General features: G+C 70.3%; 18 protein-coding genes. 16 read left to right on the top strand and 2 right to left on the bottom strand.

Annotation, left to right across the window (positions count from 1 at the left end; all coding sequences use genetic code 11):
* Positions 1 to 260 precede the first annotated feature (260 nt).
* Both PFX91_RS00720 and PFX91_RS00715 read left to right on the top strand, forming a co-directional pair.
* Complete coding sequence (locus PFX91_RS00720; protein WP_285728642.1) at positions 261 to 2,261, top strand: ABC transporter ATP-binding protein; 2,001 nt, start codon at positions 261 to 263, stop codon at positions 2,259 to 2,261.
* Positions 2,258 to 4,105: an ABC transporter ATP-binding protein gene (locus PFX91_RS00715; RefSeq protein ID WP_285728639.1), complete on the top strand. Its 1,848-nt coding sequence runs from the start codon at positions 2,258 to 2,260 to the stop codon at positions 4,103 to 4,105. Before PFX91_RS00720 ends, PFX91_RS00715 begins: the two co-directional genes overlap by 4 nt.
* A 30-nt stretch (positions 4,106 to 4,135) precedes the next feature.
* Here the strand turns inward: PFX91_RS00715 and PFX91_RS00710 are convergent, their stop codons facing one another.
* Positions 4,136 to 5,131: a phosphoheptose isomerase family protein gene (locus tag PFX91_RS00710; RefSeq protein ID WP_285728638.1), complete on the bottom strand. Its 996-nt coding sequence runs from the start codon at positions 5,129 to 5,131 to the stop codon at positions 4,136 to 4,138.
* 193 nt (positions 5,132 to 5,324) lie between these two features.
* Between PFX91_RS00710 and hisI the strand changes: the two genes are divergently transcribed.
* From hisI to PFX91_RS00640, 14 genes are all read left to right on the top strand, one after another.
* Positions 5,325 to 5,669 (top strand): phosphoribosyl-AMP cyclohydrolase, encoded by a 345-nt coding sequence (gene hisI, locus PFX91_RS00705; RefSeq protein WP_285728637.1) that lies wholly within the window; start codon positions 5,325 to 5,327, stop codon positions 5,667 to 5,669.
* The gene (locus tag PFX91_RS00700) at positions 5,666 to 6,373 is read left to right on the top strand and encodes a Trp biosynthesis-associated membrane protein (RefSeq protein ID WP_285728636.1); all 708 of its coding nucleotides are present in this window, start codon (positions 5,666 to 5,668) and stop codon (positions 6,371 to 6,373) included. The genes hisI and PFX91_RS00700 overlap by 4 nt, the downstream gene beginning before the upstream one ends.
* Positions 6,373 to 6,639: an HGxxPAAW family protein gene (locus PFX91_RS00695; protein ID WP_285728635.1), complete on the top strand. Its 267-nt coding sequence runs from the start codon at positions 6,373 to 6,375 to the stop codon at positions 6,637 to 6,639. The genes PFX91_RS00700 and PFX91_RS00695 overlap by 1 nt, the downstream gene beginning before the upstream one ends.
* 271 nt (positions 6,640 to 6,910) lie before the next feature.
* The gene (locus PFX91_RS00690) at positions 6,911 to 7,252 is read left to right on the top strand and encodes a CD225/dispanin family protein (RefSeq protein ID WP_285728634.1); all 342 of its coding nucleotides are present in this window, start codon (positions 6,911 to 6,913) and stop codon (positions 7,250 to 7,252) included.
* Positions 7,253 to 7,340: 88 nt separating this feature from the next.
* Positions 7,341 to 7,853 (top strand): DUF2752 domain-containing protein, encoded by a 513-nt coding sequence (locus PFX91_RS00685; RefSeq protein WP_502888221.1) that lies wholly within the window; start codon positions 7,341 to 7,343, stop codon positions 7,851 to 7,853.
* Positions 7,854 to 7,948: 95 nt separating this feature from the next.
* Positions 7,949 to 8,365 (top strand): CD225/dispanin family protein, encoded by a 417-nt coding sequence (locus PFX91_RS00680; RefSeq protein WP_285728633.1) that lies wholly within the window; start codon positions 7,949 to 7,951, stop codon positions 8,363 to 8,365.
* A gap of 198 nt (positions 8,366 to 8,563) precedes the next feature.
* The gene (gene trpC, locus PFX91_RS00675) at positions 8,564 to 9,370 is read left to right on the top strand and encodes an indole-3-glycerol phosphate synthase TrpC (protein WP_285728632.1); all 807 of its coding nucleotides are present in this window, start codon (positions 8,564 to 8,566) and stop codon (positions 9,368 to 9,370) included.
* A 230-nt stretch (positions 9,371 to 9,600) separates the two neighbouring features.
* Complete coding sequence (gene trpB / locus PFX91_RS00670) at positions 9,601 to 10,818, top strand: tryptophan synthase subunit beta (protein ID WP_285728631.1); 1,218 nt, start codon at positions 9,601 to 9,603, stop codon at positions 10,816 to 10,818.
* Positions 10,815 to 11,633 (top strand): tryptophan synthase subunit alpha, encoded by an 819-nt coding sequence (trpA, locus tag PFX91_RS00665; RefSeq protein WP_285728630.1) that lies wholly within the window; start codon positions 10,815 to 10,817, stop codon positions 11,631 to 11,633. Before trpB ends, trpA begins: the two co-directional genes overlap by 4 nt.
* 311 nt (positions 11,634 to 11,944) lie before the next feature.
* Positions 11,945 to 12,457 (top strand): MauE/DoxX family redox-associated membrane protein, encoded by a 513-nt coding sequence (locus tag PFX91_RS00660; protein WP_285728628.1) that lies wholly within the window; start codon positions 11,945 to 11,947, stop codon positions 12,455 to 12,457.
* Between the two features lie 42 nt (positions 12,458 to 12,499).
* Positions 12,500 to 13,477, top strand: coding sequence for a DsbA family protein (locus tag PFX91_RS00655; RefSeq protein WP_285728627.1), 978 nt, complete (start codon positions 12,500 to 12,502; stop codon positions 13,475 to 13,477).
* A 55-nt stretch (positions 13,478 to 13,532) separates the two neighbouring features.
* Positions 13,533 to 14,642, top strand: coding sequence for a prolipoprotein diacylglyceryl transferase (gene lgt, locus PFX91_RS00650; RefSeq protein ID WP_285728626.1), 1,110 nt, complete (start codon positions 13,533 to 13,535; stop codon positions 14,640 to 14,642).
* A gap of 97 nt (positions 14,643 to 14,739) precedes the next feature.
* Positions 14,740 to 15,951, top strand: a complete 1,212-nt coding sequence (locus PFX91_RS00645; RefSeq protein ID WP_285728625.1) for a hypothetical protein — start codon at positions 14,740 to 14,742, stop codon at positions 15,949 to 15,951.
* Between the two features lie 146 nt (positions 15,952 to 16,097).
* The gene (locus PFX91_RS00640) at positions 16,098 to 17,078 is read left to right on the top strand and encodes a hypothetical protein (RefSeq protein WP_285728624.1); all 981 of its coding nucleotides are present in this window, start codon (positions 16,098 to 16,100) and stop codon (positions 17,076 to 17,078) included.
* 60 nt (positions 17,079 to 17,138) lie between these two features.
* On the opposite strand, the gene PFX91_RS00635 is transcribed toward PFX91_RS00640, so the two are convergent.
* Positions 17,139 to 18,815 carry a bis-aminopropyl spermidine synthase family protein gene (locus PFX91_RS00635; protein WP_285728623.1) on the bottom strand — a complete coding sequence of 559 codons (1,677 nt, stop codon included), beginning with the start codon at positions 18,813 to 18,815 and terminating at the stop codon, positions 17,139 to 17,141.
* Between the last annotated feature and the right edge of the window lie 265 nt (positions 18,816 to 19,080).

Here is a 19,080-nt window from a genome sequence, read left to right as displayed (position 1 = left end):
GGGAGGACGGGAACGTTCATCCGCCGGCCCCGACGCTCTCGTGCGCACGCCTGTCGGATCGGGCCGCCGCCGCGCCCCTGAACTGGACGGAATAGCACCACGGGGCTCGACGCTGGAACAATCTGGTGGAACTTGTCCGCACAGCTGGATAGGTTGGCACGATATGCGCACCCGACGCCCCTTCGGCATGCCCGGGAGTCGTCGTGCGCTTGCCGTGCCGTGCCGGGTCTTCACCGGCCAGGGAAGAGAACGGGGGGCGCATGGCGCAGGGCACGAACACCAAGGACTCGGGGAAGGGTGCGGCCCCGCCCGGCGTCGCCTCCGGAGAGGCTCGCCCCCGGGGACGAACCCCCGAGGAAGCGCACACCGGCGTCTTCACACGCGGCATGCGCGTGCTCTGGGTCGCCGCCCGCACCGAACCGTGGATCTTCCTCGCCGCCGTCATCGGCGCCATGCTCCACGCCGCCGTCAACGTCGGCTCCGCCTCCGTGCTCGGCTACCTCACCGACGCCACCATCCTTCCGGCCTTCGCGCAGGGCAGCACCACCACGGCCGCCCTCACCGCGGCCGCGGTCCTGCTCATGGCGGTCGGCGTCGGCAAGGCCGTCGGCATCGCCATGCGCCGCATGCTCGCCGCGCTCATGCAGTTCCGCATGCAGGCCCGCTACCGCCGCGCCGTGGCCCGTAAGTACCTCGAACTGCCCCTGGCCTGGCACCACAGGCACCCCACCGGACAGCTGTTGTCCAACGCCAACGCCGACGTCGAGGCCGCGTGGCAGCCACTGGCGCCCCTGCCCATGGCGGTCGGCAGCGTCTTCATGCTGGCCATCGCCGCCGTGGCCATGCTCGTCACCGACCCGGTGCTCGCCCTGGTGGCCTTCGTCGTCTTCCCCGTCCTGGCCACCGCCAACTTCGTCTTCCAACGCCGCGTCTCGCCCATGGCCTCCCATGCCCAGGCACTGCGGGCCGAGGTCAGCGGAGTCGCCCACGAGTCCTTCGACGGCGCCCTCGTGGTCAAGACCCTGGGACGCGAGGACACCGAGACCGACCGTTTCGCCCACGCCGCACACCGTCTGCGCGACGCGCTCATCCAGGTGGGGCGCATGCGCTCGATGTTCGACCCGGTCATGGAGGCCCTTCCCAACTTCGGTGTGCTCGCGGTCCTGCTCCTGGGCATGTGGCGGCTCACCACCGGTGCCATCGACCCCGGTGACCTCGTCCAGATCGCCTTCCTGTTCACGCTGCTGGCCCTGCCCATCCGCAGTTTCGGATGGATCCTCGGCGACCTCCCCCGCAGTGTCGTGGGCTGGGACCGGGTCCAGTCCGTCCTGCGCTCGGGCGGCACCATGGAGTACGGTGACCGCTCCCTGACCGACACCCCGACCGGTATCGCCCTGAGCGTCCGCGACGTCACCTTCTCCTACGCCGACTCCTACGACGCCGAGGGCGGCGGACGCGACCTGATGGACGAGGACTTCGGCACCGCCCGCACCACCGTCCTCAACGGTGTGGACCTGGACATCGCCCCCGGACGCACGGTGGCCGTGGTCGGCCCCACCGGAGCGGGCAAGTCCACGCTCACCACCGTGCTCATGCGACTGGTCGACCCCGACACCGGCACCGTCGCCTACGACGGCATCGACGTGCGCGACCTGGACCGGGACCAGATCCCACGCCACGCCGCCCTGGTGCCCCAGAGCACCTTCGTGTTCGAGGACACCGTCCGCGAGAACATCACCTTGGGGCTGCCGGTCGACGACGAACAGGTCTGGGCTGCGCTGAGGCTGGCCCGCGCGGACGGCTTCATCCGCGACCTGGAGGGAGGGCTCGACTCCAGACTCGGGGAGAAGGGCACCACCCTGTCCGGCGGCCAACGCCAGCGTCTGGCCCTGGCCCGGGCCATCGTGCGCCGGCCACGGCTGCTCATCATGGACGACGCCACCTCCGCCGTCGACCCACAGATCGAGGCGCAGATCCTCGCCGGCCTTCGGGAACGCGACGACTCCGCCACCGTGGTCGTGGTCGCCTACCGGCGTGCCACCATCGAACTCGCCGACGAGGTCGTCTACATGGAGCGCGGACGCGTCCTGGCACGGGGCACCCACGAGGAACTGCTCGCCGCGTCCCCCGGTTACACCAGGCTCGTCACGGCCTACGAACGGGCGTCGGCCGAGGCCGGGCAGGCACCGGTGCCCGAGGAACCGGGCCCGATCGAACCCCTTCGCCATGACGACCCCGCCGCAGAGGAGACCAGCCGATGAGCGCACCCGCCCGCACCGAGCAGCGCTCCGGTACCGGCGCGCAGCAGCCGACGGACGCCGCCACCGACCCGGTCCTGGCCCTGCATCGCTCCTCCGACGGCGCCATCGCCACCATCAAACGCGGCCTACGGCTCTCCCCGGAGTTCGCGCAGGGCCTGTGGTTGACCCTGGTGTTCGCGGTCGTGGCCACGGCGGGCAAGGTCATCGTGCCCATCGCCGTGCAGCAGATCATCGACAACGGCCTGGCCGCTCCGGACGGGCCCGACCTGGGCTTCGTGACCCGCATGGTGGCCGTCTGCGCCGCCCTGCTCGTGGTCACCATGATCTGCTCCTACCTGATGAACCTGCGCCTGTACCGGGCCACCGAGTCCGGCCTGGCCACACTGCGCCGTAAGGCGTTCCGACACGTGCACGACCTGTCCGTGCTCACCCAGAACAGCGAACGCAAGGGCGCCCTGGTCTCCCGTGTCACCAGCGACGTCGACCAGATCAGCACCTTCATGCAGTGGGGCGGTCTGCTCCTGCTGGTCAGCAGCGGCCAGCTCATGGTCGCCACCACCCTCATGGCGATCTACTCCTGGCAGCTCACCCTCGTGGTGTGGATCTGCTTCCTGCCCCTGCTGCTCGGCGTGCGCTGGCTACAGAGGCTGCTGTCCAAGGCCTACCTGAAGGTGCGGGAGACCACCGGGGACATGCTCGGTGTCATCGGCGAGACCGTCATGGGAGCCGCCGTCATCCGGGCCCACGGCATCGAGCGACGCACCGCCGGGCGCATCGACACCACCGTCCTGGCCACCCGCCGGGCCCAGGTTCGTGCCCAGCGCCTGTCCATGGCCGTCTCCCCCTTCGCCGAGATCGTCTCGGCCATCGGCAACACCGCGGTGGTCCTCGTCGGCGTCTGGCTGGGGCTGGGCGGGGACCTGACGGCGGGACAGCTCATCGCCTTCCTGTTCCTGATGACCCTGTTCGTCCAGCCGATGATGATGGCCACCGAGATCTTCAACGAGGCGCAGAACGCCATCGCCGGTTGGCGTCGGGTCCTGGGAGTGCTCGACACGGTCCCCGACATCGCCGACCCGGGGGAGGCGGGCCGTGAACTGCCGCGCGGTCCCGTCGACGTCCGCTTCGACCGCGTCACCTACTCCTACCCCGAGGGACCCGTGGTCCTGGACGACGTCGACGTCGAGATCACCCCCGGCACCCGCGTGGCCGTGGTGGGGGAGACGGGCTCGGGCAAGACCACCTTCGTCAAGCTGCTCACCCGTCTGATGGACCCCGACCACGGCAGCGTACGACTCGACGGCGTGGACCTGCGCGAGGTGGCCTTCTCCTCCCTGCGCAGCCGCGTGGTCATGGTCCCGCAGGAGGGCTTCCTCTTCGACAGCTCCCTGGGCGACAACATCCGCTTCGCCCGCCCCGAGAGCACCGACGCCGAACTGGAGGCCGCCATCACCGAGTTGGGACTCTCGGAGTGGCTGGACAGCCTCGCGCACGGACTGGACACCCCCGTGGGCCAGCGCGGCGAGTCCCTCTCGGCGGGGGAGCGGCAGTTGGTCGCCCTCGTCCGTGCCTACATCGCCGACCCGGACCTGCTCGTGCTGGACGAGGCCACCTCCGCGGTGGACCCGCACACCGAGATGCGCATCCAACGCGCCCTGGACCGGCTCACACGGGGACGTACCTCCGTGACCATCGCCCACCGCCTGTCCACGGCCGAGTCCGCCGACCGGGTACTGGTCTTCGACGACGGGCGCATCGTACAGAGCGGCTCGCACACCGAACTGGTCGACGAACCGGGCGTGTACGCCGACCTGTACGCCTCCTGGGCGCGCTCCTCGGCGTGAGGCCGCCCCACCCGGGGACGGCGCGTCGGATCAACGGTCGCGCCACCAGTGAGCGGCCAACAACTCCGCCACCAGGGGCTCCACCAACAGGCTCACGTCGGGGTCGGCGTCACCCGGATAGCGCACCGTCATCCCCGCCCCCGGCACGCGTTCGCGGCCGGGGGTGGGGCCCACCGCCACGAACGCTCCCCGCAACTGCCCCAGGTGCTCGGCGAACCGGTCGTCGTACACCGAGCCCGCGAACAGCAACGCTCGATAGTCCGTCACCGCGGCCAGATAGCGGTCGGTGTGCGACCACTCCCCGGTCTCACAGGCGTGAGCCACCCGCACCGGCCCTTTGCGCAGCGCCTGCGCACCCTGCCACGCCGAGGCCATGCGCTCGGCCGGGGCCACCAGGTGCACTCCGTGCGGCGAGTCCACGATCCCGGCCGCACGGGGCACCCACTCGGGCGCGGTCTCCAACAGTGACACCGTGGCGTTGGCCGCCCTGCGCAGCAACCCGGGGAAGCTCTGGCTGCCGCCCACGACCGGAGCGCCCAGGTGGTGCCCCAACAACAGGAGCAGCGCGAGCGCGTGCTGGTAGGCACGGCAGCCCAGTCCACTGGCCTCCTCACCCGCGTGCAGCGGCACCAGCAGGTCCGCCTGGCGTCCCACCACGGCGTCCACGGAAGGGGCCAGCACGATCACCGGGGAACGGGTCACATAGCGGTCCAGAACCGTGTACAGCTCCCGCTGCCCGCCTCCCAGACTCACCGCCACCACCAGCGTCTCCGCTCCGGCGGGAGGCTCCTCGACGGAGGAGGAGAAATCCGCGTTCGCCGCGATCCCCGCCCTGCGCAGGCGGGCCGCCGCCACCTCGCAGGCGTGCCGTGCCGCGCCCAGCCCCAGGAACCGCACCGAGGCGGGTTCGTCCTCCAACAGCGCGGGCAGCGCGGCGTAGGGATCCCACCGAGGGAAACGGTCGGCGAGCCGGATCAGGGCGTCGGGCTTGCCCGCGAGATCGGCGGCCAGGGACTCGGCGGTCAAGTCGACCTCCACGTACGAGGAGAAGACGGCGGAAGGGGACGCAGGAACTCTAGTGGACCGGAGGCCGACGTCGCGGGTGGTGACGTTCGCGGACCCTCCCCGGTGGGAGCGTACGCCCGGCGGTCCCGTGACGGGCCCCTCCCCGCGCACCACCCGGTGCGCGGCGCCGCGCGGACGGCCATAACCTGGACCCATGAGCGACAGCAGCCTCGCCCCGGACATCGCCGCCCGCCTGAAGCGCGACCCGGACGGCCTCGTCCCCGCGATCGTGCAACAACACGACACGGGAGAGGTCCTCATGCTCGCCTGGATGGACGACGAGGCGCTGCACCGCACCCTGACCACCGGCGCCGCCACTTACTGGTCGCGCAGCCGGAGCGAGTACTGGGTCAAGGGAGCGACCTCGGGGCACACACAGCGTGTGGTGTCGGTCGCGTTGGACTGCGACGGGGACACCCTGTTGGTGCGTGTGGACCAGAAGGGCGCCGCCTGCCACACCGGCGACCGCACGTGCTTCGACGCCGGGGGGATCCTGTGAGTTCGGCCACCACACCACCCCGCGTGCGTCGGGAGTACGGCATCGCCATGCTCGTCCTGGCCGCCGGGGCCGCCCTGCTGCTCGTCGCGGCCGGACGCACCTGGGTCACCGGTCTGTTGAGCGCGCCCGGGCCGGTCGCACCGGCCCCGGTGGACCTGACCGGAGGCGATCTCACCGGACTCCCGAGCGGTATCGGTTGGGCCGCCCTGGCCGGTGTCGCGGGCCTCTACGCGGCCAAGGGCGCGGCCCGCCGCCTGATCGGCCTCCTCATCGCCGTCGGCGGCGCGATCGCCCTCCACGGGGTCTGGGCCGCCACCCGTCCGCAGGCGCTCCTGGACGCGGTGACGAAGAACACCTCCGACATGGCCGGAACCGTGCAGGCGGCCACCGGGCCCGAGCCGTCCCTCCTCGGCCCCGCCATGGCCGTGGCCGGCGCGGCGTCGTTGGTCGTGGTCGGGCTGCTGGCCGTGCTCCGGGCCCCCGCCTGGCCGGGCATGGGCACCAGGTACGATCGAGACGCCGCACCGAGCGCGAACCGGTCCGAAACACCCTCTGACCTGTGGAGATCGCTGGACGCCGGTGACGACCCCACACTTGACGCCCCTGAGGGCACCGGTCCCGAGCGCGCCGTGCGAAAGGACGGGGACGGCACCGCACACGCACCGCCGGCCGAACGGCCGGCCGAACCGAAGGAGAAACCCTGATGGCCGACGAACACCACGAGGACCACGGCAACACCGTTTCCGCATGGTTCCTCGCCATCTCCTGGATCGTGGTGTGGACCGTGGCGGCCACCGCCATCGTTCTCGGCGGTGCCCTGATGACCTGGCTCGCCGTGACCTTCGGCGTCAGCATCGTGCTCGCCATCATCGCCGGTGTCATGAAGAAGGCCGGTCTGGGACGCAAGGAGCCCCGCCCGGTCCCGCCCACGCGTGAGGAGTGGGAGGCCGGTCGTAAGACGACGGTCTGACCTGGGCTGGGGACTTTCCCGAAACCGCAGCTCAAAGCGGATGGACAACTGAAAATGGACTAACGTCCCATGGGGCAGGTAGATTCACCCCACCGGCGCTGTCGGCCGCGTTGGTTCCGGCCGGTGACGAGTTCATCGAAGAGGAACCATCCGCTCCTGCCTGCGGTGCGCGCGACCCGGTGATCCGACCCTGCCCCATGTCGGACGACCGGCGTGCCGTCGGCGCGTCGTGCCAAATCCCTTGTCCTTCTTTTCGAAAGTTGTGTCGAGCATGAGTTATGGTCCCCCACCCCCCGGAAACCCAGGCCCACCCCACGGCGGCGGCTACGGCCCTCCGCCCGGGGCCACCCCTCCGGACAACGGCCTCGTCTGGGCCATCGTCGCGATCTTCTGCTGCTGGCCCTTCGCCATTCCGGCCATCATCAACGCCAGTAAGGTCAACGACCTGTGGAACAGGGGAGACCAGGGCGGCGCCCTGCAAGCCCAGGCCCAGGCCAAGAAGTGGACGCGGATCGCCTTCATCCTCGGCGGCATCGGATGGGTGCTGAGCATCGGCCTCTACGTGGTGCTCGCCATCGTCGCGGCGGCCAGTGCCCCGATGATGTACTACTAGGACGCCTGTCGTCGTGGGACCTCTGCCCCCGAACGCTCCGGTGCTCGGGGGCAGAACCCTTGTCGACCCCGAACACTAGGCTGATCACGTGCATCCACACCACGAAGAACCTCCGGTCGGCCCCGTGCCCGCCCCTTCGGAGAGACTCTCCCCGACCGACCGGCTCAGGCGTCGGATCATGTCCCTGCCTCCGGTGGTGTGGCCCGCGGGACTGGGCGTGCTCGGCATGGCGGGAGCCGCGCTCCTGCACCTGGTGGACCCCAACGAGCCCGGCAACTACCCCACCTGCCCCTGGCTGTTGCTCACCGGTACCTTCTGCCCCGGCTGCGGCAGCATGCGCGCGATCGCGCTGCTCACCCACGGTGACGTCCTCGGCTCCCTCAGCATGAACCCGCTGCTGTGGCTGTTGGCCCCCTACGTGGCCTGGACGTACGTGCGCTGGCTCCACCACTGCCTCCGGCCGCCCAAGAGCCCTCCCAGGCTCACGCCCGGATGGTTCCTGTGGGGGATGCTCATCGTCATCACCGGGCACTGGGTCCTACGCAACCTGCCCTGGTTCTCCTTCCTCGCCCCCGGGACCCCGTTGTTCCCCGGGCGGTAGTCCCACGCGAACACGCAGAACCCCGAGCCCGGGACCTGCGGACGCGTTCCCTTCTCGTGGCGGACACGCCATGACAGATCTCGGAGAGTGCGCACATGAGCCACGTCCCTCCGCCCCCCGGCGGTCACGACCCTTCCGGCGGCTACGGTCCTCCCGGCGGTCACGACCCTTCGGGTGGCTACGGTCCCGGTGGTTACGGTCCTCCCGGCGGCTACGGATACGGCTACGGCCACGGAGCGCCGCCCCCGCCACCAGGTGAGGCGCCCAAGAACTATCTGGTGCACAACATCCTGGGCATCCTCAGCTGCATCCCGTTGATCGGCATCATCGGTCTGATCTTCGCCATCCAGGTCAACAGCAAGTGGTCCGTCGGCGACTACATGGGAGCCCAGTCCGCGGCGAACACCGCCAAGATCCTGGGCATCATCGGTGTGGTCCTGTTCGTCCCGGTCGTCCTCTACGTCCTTCTCCTCATCTTCGGCGTCGGTTTCGCCATCGTGTCGGAGACGTGAGCTCCTTGGGGACTCCCGTCCCGCCCCCCGACGAGAAAACACGGAGGGGGGTGGGGCGGCGACGTCCCAGAGCCGACGGGTGGATACGATGAGGCAGCAACACGGTGCGGCGGCGGCGTCCGGTCCCGCCCCACAGCTGGAGGCCCGCCCACGCGGCCACCACCGTGACCGGCCACTTTCACGAGGGAGCAGGAACTGGTGAGCGTGCTCGACGAGATCCTCGACGGAGTACGCGCCGACCTGGCGCAGCGGCAGGAGGCCCTTCCCCTGGACCGCCTCAAGGAACAGGCCGGGTCGGTGCCCACCCCGCAGGACGCCGAAGCCGCCCTGCGGCGCCCGGGGGTGCACGTCATCGCCGAGGTCAAGCGCGCCAGCCCCTCCAAGGGACCCCTCGCCTCCATCACCGACCCCGCGGCGCTGGCCCGCGACTACGAGGCGGGCGGCGCCACCCTGATCAGCGTCCTCACCGAGCAGCGTCGCTTCAACGGAAGCCTCGCCGACCTACAGGCCGTCCGCCAGGCCGTCGACACCCCCCTGCTGCGCAAGGACTTCATCGTCAGCTCCTACCAGCTGTGGGAGGCCCGCGCCTTCGGCGCCTCCGCCGCGCTGCTCATCGTCGCCGCCCTGTCCCAGGAGGCCCTGGTCTCCCTGGTCGAGCGAGCCCGCTCCCTGGGTCTGATGCCCCTGGTGGAGGTGCACGACGAGGAGGAGGTCTCCCGCGCCCTGGACGCGGGTGCCACCGTCATCGGCGTCAACGCGCGTAACCTCAAGACACTGGAGGTGGACCGGGACACCTTCTCCCGGCTCGCCCCCCTCATCCCCTCCGACATCGTCAAGATCGCCGAATCCGGGATCCGAGGCCCGCACGACCTGCTGGCCTACGCCGGCGCCGGAGCCGGTGCCGTCCTCGTCGGTGAGAGCCTCGTCCGCGGTCGGAACCCGCGCGAGGCCGTGGCCGATCTGGTGACCGCCGGAGCCCATCCGGCCCTGCGGGACCGTAGCTAGGAGCGGGTGTGGCGACAACGACACGGGTACCGGTGACCGGGGCGGCGCTCCCCGGCGGGCGATGGCTCTAGGGAGCCCGCGGGCGTGAGCCGCGGGTTCCCGACGCCGCGTTGACCCACAGTCAGAACGCGCCGCCGGAGAAGGCGGCGCGCAGCCGGTCGGCGCGCGGATCCCTGCGGCGCCAGGCCCGGGGAACGACCCGCGGCCGGCCCTCGTCAGGAGAGCTTTCCATGAGCCAGGACCAACCGACGCCCGACGCACACGGGCACTACGGCCGATTCGGTGGCCGCTTCGCGCCCGAGGCACTCGTCGCCGCCCTCGACGAGGTCGCCACGGAATGGGACAAGGCCAGACAGGACCCACAGTTCCAGGCCGAACTCGCCGCACTGCTCAAGGACTACACCGGACGTCCCAGTCCCTTGAGCGAGGCACGTAACTTCTCCGCGCACTGCGGCGGCGCCCGCGTCCTGCTCAAGCGCGAGGACCTCAACCACACCGGCTCCCACAAGATCAACAACGTGCTGGGACAGGCCCTTCTCACCAAGCGCATGGGCAAGACCCGCGTCATCGCCGAGACCGGTGCCGGACAGCACGGCGTGGCCACCGCCACGGCCTGCGCCCTGCTCGGCCTGGAGTGCGTGATCTACATGGGCGAGGAGGACACCCGGCGCCAGGCGCTCAATGTCGCCCGCATGCGCATGCTCGGCGCCGAGGTCGTTCCCGTCACCATCGGCAGTCGCACCCTCAAGGACGCCATCAACGAGGCGTTCCGGGACTGGGTGGCCAATGTCGACCGCACCCACTACCTGTTCGGTACCGTCGCCGGTCCGCACCCCTTCCCCAAGCTGGTGCGCGACCTGCACTTCGTCGTCGGACAGGAGGCCCGCGAACAGGTGCTGGAGCGCACCGGAGGGCTCCCCGACGCGGTGGCCGCCTGTGTGGGCGGAGGCTCCAACGCCATGGCCGTCTTCGCCGCCTTCATCCCCGACCACGAGGTGGCCCTGTACGGCTTCGAGGCCGGGGGAGAGGGCGCCGAGACCACCCGCACCGCGGCCTCCATCACCGCCGGAAGCCCCGGCGTCTTCCACGGCGCGCGTACCTTCGTCCTCCAGGACGAGTACGGGCAGACCCTGCCCAGCCACTCGATCTCGGCCGGACTCGACTACCCGGCCGTGGGACCCGAGCACGCCTACCTGGCCGACACGGGCCGCGCCACCTACGAACCGGTCACCGACGCCGAGGCCATGGAGGCCTTCCGGCTTCTGTGCCGTACCGAGGGCATCATCCCGGCGATCGAGAGCGCGCACGCCCTGGCGGGCGCGCGCAGACTCGGCGAGCGTCTGGGCCCGGAAGCCGTCATCCTGGTGAACCTCTCCGGGCGCGGCGACAAGGACGTCGACACCGCGGCCGCCTACTTCGGCCTCGTGAACTCGGAGGGACGGTCGTGACCACCACCGCACTACAGACCAGGTTGGCCCTCGCCCGTGAGGAGGGACGTGCCGCGCTCATCGGCTACCTGCCGGCCGGCTTCCCGGACGTGGAGTCCTCGATCAGGGTCGTGGAGGCCATGGTGGAGGGCGGCTGCGACGTCATCGAGGTCGGTCTGCCCTACTCCGACCCCATGATGGACGGCCCCACCATCCAGCGGGCCGCGGACATGGCGCTGGACGCCGGCACCACCACCGACGACGTGTTCCGTGTGGTGGAGGCCACCGCCGCCACGGGAGCCGTCGCCGTGGTGATGTCCTACTGGAACCCCATCGAACGCTACGGGGTGGAACGCTTCGCCACCGCCCTGGCCAAGGCGGGCGGGTCGGGGGTGATCACCCCCGACCTCCTCCCGGAGGAGGCCGAGGAGTGGATCGCGGCCTCCACCTCCACCGGACTGGACCGGATCTTCCTGATCGCGCCCTCCTCCACCGACCACCGTCTGACCCTGACCACCGGCGCCTGCACCGGATTCGTGTACGCGGCCTCACTGATGGGCGTGACGGGCACCCGCGCCCAGGTCGCCGACACCGCCTCCACGCTGGTGCGGCGCACACGCGAGGCGACCCGCGACTCCGGACTGCCCGTCTGCGTGGGCCTGGGCATCTCCACCGGAGCCCAGGCCGCGGAGGTGGCCTCCTACGCCGACGGGGTGATCGTCGGTGCGGGGTTCTGCCAGCGGATCCTGGACGCCCCCGACCTGGAGACCGGCCTCACGGCGGTCCGCTCCTTCGCCCAGGAACTGGCGCACGGGGTGCGTTCGGGCCGCGACTGAGCCCTGCCGAGACCGAAGCGGGAGGCCGTCCCACGTGGGACGGCCTCCCGCTCCGTCACGTCCCGACCCACGGTGAGAACACGGTCAAGACCGTGAGAATCAGGTGAGAGTCACCCGGGAACCCACCGCGCCCGAGGAACGGGTGATGTGATGGGAACGTCCGTGACCTCCCGACATCCGACCGGAGACCGGAGTCGGAACCCGAGCATCACCCACTCGTCGCAACGAGTAGGATCTGACGCGGAACCCAGAGCGACAATGCGAACACCGAAAGCGACGCGTTGCCCCCTATCTCCTCGAAGGCACACGTGATGGACACAACCGGCGACACCCTCACTCCCGCATCCGCGCACGGATCGCGTTGGGAATCCGTCCAGCCCTGGCTCACCCTCGCCTGCCGGGTCGGACTCGCGGCGGTGCTCATCACCGCCGCCGTCACCAAGTTCCCTCCGGCGCTGTCGGTCCAGGCGGTGGAGGCCTACGACCTCTTCCCGGTGGAGATCGCCCGTCTCATCGGTTACACCCTCCCCTTGTTCGAACTCGCCCTGGCGGTCCTGCTTCTGGCCGGACTCGCCACCCGCTACAGCGGTGCCGTCGGCGCACTGCTCATGGTGATCTTCATCGCGGGGATCGTCTCGGCTATGGTCCGGGGTTTGAACATCGACTGTGGCTGCTTCGGCGGCGGCGGGCAGGTCGAACCGGGGGAGACCACCTACGGCGTCTCCATCGCCCGCGACGTCGCCTTCGCGGCCATGGGCGCCTTCATCGCGGTGTGGCCGCGTTCGCCCTTGGCCATCGACCGCGTCATCGGCCTGTTCCGGTAGCCGGACCGACCGCATCGTCCAGCATGAGAAACAGAGGGAAGCATGGGGAGTGAAGCGCGCAAGCGCTCCCGCGAGAGGATCAGGGAAATACGAGAGAAGGAGAAGAGGGCGGCCAAACGCAACAAGACCCTTCTCGTTCTGGGCGCCGCAGCCCTGGTCGTGGTCGCCATCGTCGGTATCGGCTACCTCGTGCTCAACGCCGACCGCGGGGACGGCTACGAGGGGGCCCTGGCCCCCCAGGTCCTTCAGGAGGACGGCAGCGTCGTCATGGCCCAGGAGGGCGCCCAGGCACCGGTGGTGGAGGTCTACGCCGACTACCAGTGCCCCGCCTGCCGCCAGTTCGAACTGCTCAACGGTGACGTGCTCAAGGAGAACGCCGCCGAGGGCCGGGCCATCGTCCAGTACCGTCCGGTGAGCATCTTCGCCCAGCGGCCCGAGCCCATCAGCGGCAACTCGCTGAGGGCGGGCGTCGCGGCCCGCGCCGCGGCCGACCACGACCGCTTCGTCGAGTTCAACGACCTCCTCTTCCAGAACCAGCCCACCGAGGGCAGGGAGGGCTTCACCCCCGACGAACTCAAGGAGTGGTTCGCCCAGACCGACCCCTCCGAACAGCAGCAGGAGCAGTTCGACCGGCGTGTGGACGAGGAGAGCGCCGTGGTCGAGGAGTTCACCGGCGACTACCTGCCCGCCCTGTCCCAGGACGCCGCGGAGCAGATCGGTCAGGACACTCTGAACACCATGGTGCTGGCCGACCTGATGACCTGGGGCGCCGACAACGGCCACGACCCCTCGTTCCTGGAGGGCACCTACACGGGTCAGATCATCGAGGCCACCGGGAACGCCTACACTCGCTACAGCGGAGAGAACGCGTTCCGCGGTACGCCTTCCGTCTACGTCAACGGCGAGCTGCTCGACAACGACACCGCCATGACCGCCCGGGGCCTCAACGAGGCGATCGCCTCGGCCGAGCCGGGAGAGGTCGACAGCGCCCCACTGGGCGACGGGGGTGGCGCGGAGTAGGATCCCACAAAACACCCCCCGCACGCGGGGCGAACCCGAGAGCAGACCAGTGACATTGTCGTTGACAGCCTCCGAGGGTGCGGTCGATGTCGGCCGCGCCCTCGCGGCCTTCCCCAGCCCGCAGGTCAACTCCCTCCCCATCGGGCCGTTGCAGATCCACTTCTACGCGTTGTGCATCCTCGCCGGTGTCATCGTCGCCGTGCTGTGGAGCGAACGCCGCTGGGCCGCGATGGGGGGCGAGAAGGGCACCATCATGGATATGGCCGTGTGGGCCGTGGTCCTGGGCCTGATCGGCGGACGTCTGTACCACGTCATCAGCGACGCACAGCTGTACTTCGGTGAGGGACGCGAACCCATCCGCGCCCTGTACGTGTGGGAGGGCGGCCTGGGCATCTGGGGAGCCATCCCCATGGGCGCCCTGGGCGTGTGGCTGGTGGCGCGCAAACGCGGCCTGTCCATGAGCAGGCTCTCCTTCGCCATCGCCCCCACCATCCCCCTGGCCCAGGCCATCGGACGCTGGGGCAACTACTTCAACCAGGAACTGTTCGGACGACCCACCGACCTGCCCTGGGCCGTGGAGATCACGCCCTACCCCGAGGGCCACCTGCGCCCCGGCATGGAACTGGGCGTGACCACCTACCACCCCACCTTCCTCTACGAATCCCTGTGGTGCCTGCTGCTGGCGGTACTGCTGGCCTGGGCGGGCCGTCGCTACGAGAACGCCCTGCGGGGCGGACGCCTGTTCGCCCTCTACGTCATGGGCTACTGCGTGGGCCGTTTCTGGATCGAGTACCTGCGCGTCGACCCCGCCAACGATTTCCTGGGTCTGCGCCTGAACAACTGGACCTCGGTCCTGGTCTTCGCCGGCGCCCTGGCCTACTTCCTGTGGGCCGGCCGCCGTATGGACTCCTTCTCCAGCGCCGTGGTCCCCCACGGCCACGACGCGGGGACCCAGGTGTTCGGTCCCACATCCGAGGGTGAGAACACCGGCGACAGCACGGTTTACAGCGCTCTGGACAGCGAGGAATCCCGGGTCGGGACGGTGGAGTCCGGATCGAAGGAGGCGGGGACGGAATACCATCCCCGTCCTGAGCGATCTAGTAGCGAGGGCTCAACCGATAAGGACACCGGCGAGGACACAGACCCCGGTGCGAAGCCCGAGTAGACACGGGGAAGCCACGTGGACCGGCTGTGTCCGGAACACGTATCGGGGCCACCCCGTACCTTTCGAGCAGACCACGGGTTGACGATTGAGAAAGACCGTGACCAGAGCTGAGTCCGGGTACGGCCGTAGATCCCGGCGAGGCGGAGCCCGCCGTGCCGAAGAGTTCACCTACGACCACACCGACGACTACGGACGCGACGAGCACGAGGACGGATACGACCCCGAGGAGGACTTCTCCGAGGAGTACGGTCACACCCGTCCCGGTGCCGACAGCGCGGGCTCCTACGACGACCACGACCACGACGACCACGCGGACGAGGACCTCGCCGACGACGGCGACGAGGGACCGGAGTCCGCACGGGGAGGACGCTCCTCCCGCCGAGGACGCGGCGGCCGCCGCGCCTCCGGGACCCCTCGTCGCCGGGCCTCCGGCGCCTCCCGACTCGGAACGGACAGGGTCTCCGCCTTCTCCGCCGCCGCGATCAAGAAGGTGTCGGTCCTGGGTGACCGCCCCAACCAGATCGTCTACACCCTCGCCGAACAGAGCAAGCGCAAGCGCGGCACCGCCGTACTGGGCCTGCTGCTGGGGGCGTTCAGCCTCGCCCTGGTGACCCTCCTCGGCCTGCTGTCCTACCAGCTCTTCGCCGGAGGAGGCGCGAACGTCGCCGGCGGTGACGATTCGGTCGTGGCGCCCCCGGAGGGGCACAGCACCCTCACACCGGACCTGTACCTGTCCGAGCCCAACCGCGAGGACGTGTTCGGTCCCATCAACGAGCGGCCCGAAGGCGTCGAGCCCATGACCGAGGACACCGTCTTCGCCTCGGTCGACGAGATCGGGCTGGACGACATGAAGTTGGAGCTGCGCCAGGGTGAGGTCACCGACTCCTGCACCTCCCTGGTGTGGGGCGACGAGCTCGGCCAGAGCCTCATCGACGCCAACTGCATCCGAGCGGCCTCCGGTGTGTACACCGACGCCGACGAAAAGCACGTCGCGCAGTTCACCCTGTTCGACCTGGCCGACGCCGAGGAGGCCGCCAAGGTCGAGCGGGCCCTGGACCCCACCAACGCCGACGGCGGCGCCGGTTTCCTGCTGAGCCAGACCGGTGAGGAGATCCCGGGTCTGCGCGACGGTTACAGCCAGGCCAACGCCCAGGTCATGGGCCACTACCTGGCCGTGTTCTGGGTGGCCGAGACCGACGGCTCACCGCCCGGGGACAACACCGACATGGCGACGCTGAGCGTGGCGTCCATGAACGCCGCCCGCTACGTCTACGAGGAGGTCGTCGCGGTGGGCGGCACCGAGGAGTAGCCTGTCCGACCCTGTCGGACGCCCCGATATGATCTCGGACAGATCGGCCCCCGGCCGCAACATGAAGCGGCCGGGGGCCGCTTGCGAACGTCATCGGTCCGGCCCACCCCGGGCGGGTCGGACCCATCCGAGGAAAGGTCTCCTGGGTGTCCCCTTCTGAACCGTCGGCGTCCGGTCCCGCGGGGCGTCGGAGGAAGAGCAGTGAGTCCGACGACGCGCCCTCAGGGCGTTCCTCCCGGGCGGAGGGACGCCGACGGGCCGGAGGCCGCAGGAAGAAGGAGCCCAAGCGCTTCGGCCGCCTGATCGCTCTCCTGTCCGCCGTACTGGTCGTGGCCCTGATCGTTCTCGGTGTCGTGCTGTACGTGCAACTCGGCCAGGACGAGGACGGAGGCGGGGCCGACGCCCGCCAGGCCCGTCCCGTCGTGTACCGCATCATCGACACCGGCGGCATGAACGAGGTCCTGGCCACGCGCGAGGACGACAGCCGCCCCCTCAACGAGGGCGAGCTGTTCGGTGACCGTAACGCCGAGATCTCCAGTCAGAGCATCGACTTCACCCTGCGCGACTCGCACCTGACCGAGGACTGTGCCGAGGCGGTGTGGGGTCAGCAGGCGCGGGACGCGTTGGCGGAGGCCGACTGCACCCAGGCCGGACGCGCCACCTACGTCTCCGACGACTACTTCGGTGTGGCGGCCGTGTTCAACCTGGCCGACGTCGAGAGCAGCCGGGCCCTGGCCGCGGCCCTGACCGAACCCCAGGACGAAGGGGGAGAGGCCACCGCTCCCGACCCCGGGTTCGTGCTCGACCCCTCGGGAGAAGAGCCCTTCGACCGTCTGGGAGAGGGCTACAGCGCCAGCGACGCCATCGTCAGCGGCCACTACCTGGTCATCGTGTGGGTCCAGCCCACCGGGTCGGAGTCGGTGGAGGACCGGGTCAGCCTCTCCGGTCCACTCGTGGCCCTGGCCAACTTCCGCGACCCCCTCTACCGGAGGATGGTGCAGCTCGACGTCTCCGACGACGAGGCCGAGCAGGCACCCGAGGAGAACACGGGACAGAGCCCGGACGACGTCGGCACCGAGGAGAACGGCCTCGGCCAGACCCAGGACGGACAGGTCGGCACCGGCTGACGCCCCCCATGACGACGGACACACGGGGCCCGCGGACCACCTTCGCGGGCCCCGTCGCCGTCACACGCCCTCCGAGATCCTCGCGACCAGATCCCGGGCCACCGCCCACAACCCCTCGAAACGATGCTCGGGAAGATCCAGCAGGGTGTGATCGGGCACCCACGAGGCGACCCCGGACACCGCGTGACGCGCGGTGCGCTTGTTGATCGGACTCCCCCTCCACGCCGCGACCTCCACCAACCCCGCGCGCAGCGTCGCGGTGAGGCGACCGTGCGCGCGCTCCTGCACGTGGACCAGGAGACGCTCCACCGCCGAGGCCCCCTCCGGGCGTCGGTTCAACCGCACCGCCGTCAGGTCCGAGGACCCGAAGCCGCGCAGGAAACGCACCTCGAAACGGGGCTCCACCATGGCACGTAGTGCCCGCTGCCCCGTCTCGTCGCGCACACACGCCGCCGACGAGGGCACCACCAGGTACACCGTCTCCCCAGGACAGGCCAGAGCGGCGCGCGCCGCCAGGCGTTCCCACCCCCCGGTGAGGTTGACCACGGCGCACCCCTGACCCACGGGCACGGGCGCCTCCATCCACGTGGACAGGCGCACCCGGCCCGTCCCGGCCACCTGCCGCGGCCACTCTCCCACCAAAGTCGGCTCCGCGTCCCCGACCGGCTCCCGCGCCAACCGGGCCAGCACCGCCTCGGCCCGTCCGACGTCCAACCCGCTCCGGGCCTCCTTGGCGTTGACCCCCTGGCTGTACACACGCGCGACCTCCCCCGAGGGGGCGGGCAACGTACGCGCCAAAGGCCGCAACACGTACAGGTCGGACGCGGCGCCGATCGACTCGGCCCCGTGGTAGCGGTTGAAGTCGGGCCACACCGCCTCCATCAGCAGGCCCGCCCGTACCAGCCGTGCCTGAACGGCCGCAGCCAACCTCGGTGTGGTCTCACTGGCTCCGTAGGCCACCAGCACCCGACCCCGTCGCGGATCGACCATCCCCTCCACACCGCGCCGCACGAACAACTCCACCCCGTCGGGTGTGTAGGGCGGATCGGTGAACACCACGTCCGCGCGTCCCCGCACCGCGTGCGGCAGGCCCAGACGCAGATCCGCGAAATGGGTGCGCACCTTCGACCCCAGGGAATCGGCCAGGGCGTCCACATGGGACAGCACGCGCTCGTCGATGTCGACCACTTCCGCACGCGCCCGTGGGCACACCAGGGTCAGCGCCACCGAGGTCAGATCATGGTCGCCCACGCACAACACCGTGCGATCCCTCAGGTCGAAACGTGTGGACAGCAGCAGAGCCCGCCGCAGCGCCGTTTCGGCGGTCGCGGTCACATGGTCCAGATCCAGGTCCGAGACCGGCCCCTCGGCCACCGCGCGCTCCAACTCGGACAGGACCTCGGCGTACCGGGGGACCAGGTGCGCCACCGGATCGGCCAGATCCTCCACGACCGCACCGACGTAGTCCGCCGGCCGGGCCAGTCGCACCCGACCAGGTCCGCCGGAGTCCTCGGCGATCACCTCGCCCTCCTCCGACAACGCCTCGACCAGGGAGGAGACCAGGGAATGGGCCACCCCGGTGGCGCGTACCAGGCCGTTGGCGTCCCACGAGCGCCCGTCGGACAACAGCGCCAACACGCGGCGCAGCCGGGGCGCGTCCACACCGTGCTCGGACAACGACCTGAGCGCGGGCTCGGGAAGGGAAGGGGCGTTCTCGCCCACGGAGTTCGGGTGCATGCACCGATCGTCCCACGTACGCCCCGACCACCGTGGCCTCACCAGGACGCCTGTGGGGGACGGGCCCGCACCGGGTCTGCGGAGGCCTTCCCCGCACCGCCCCCGCACACCCGGTGTGACATCCCCGACTCCCACCATCGTCGCTGCGACCGCGGTGAGAGGTTTAGCGTGGTCCCCCCGTGGAAAAACCCGCTACGCCGACCTTCCCCGGGAACCCCGGAGGAGCGTTCCGCCTTCCGCACGGGCACCACGGGCAGTGGCGCCA

The sequence above is a fragment of the Nocardiopsis sp. ATB16-24 genome (genome assembly GCF_030271535.1).
Lineage (GTDB): Bacteria > Actinomycetota > Actinomycetes > Streptosporangiales > Streptosporangiaceae > Nocardiopsis.
Note: the sequence above shows the minus strand (reverse complement) of the source record. Positions and strands in the feature narration are given on the sequence as shown.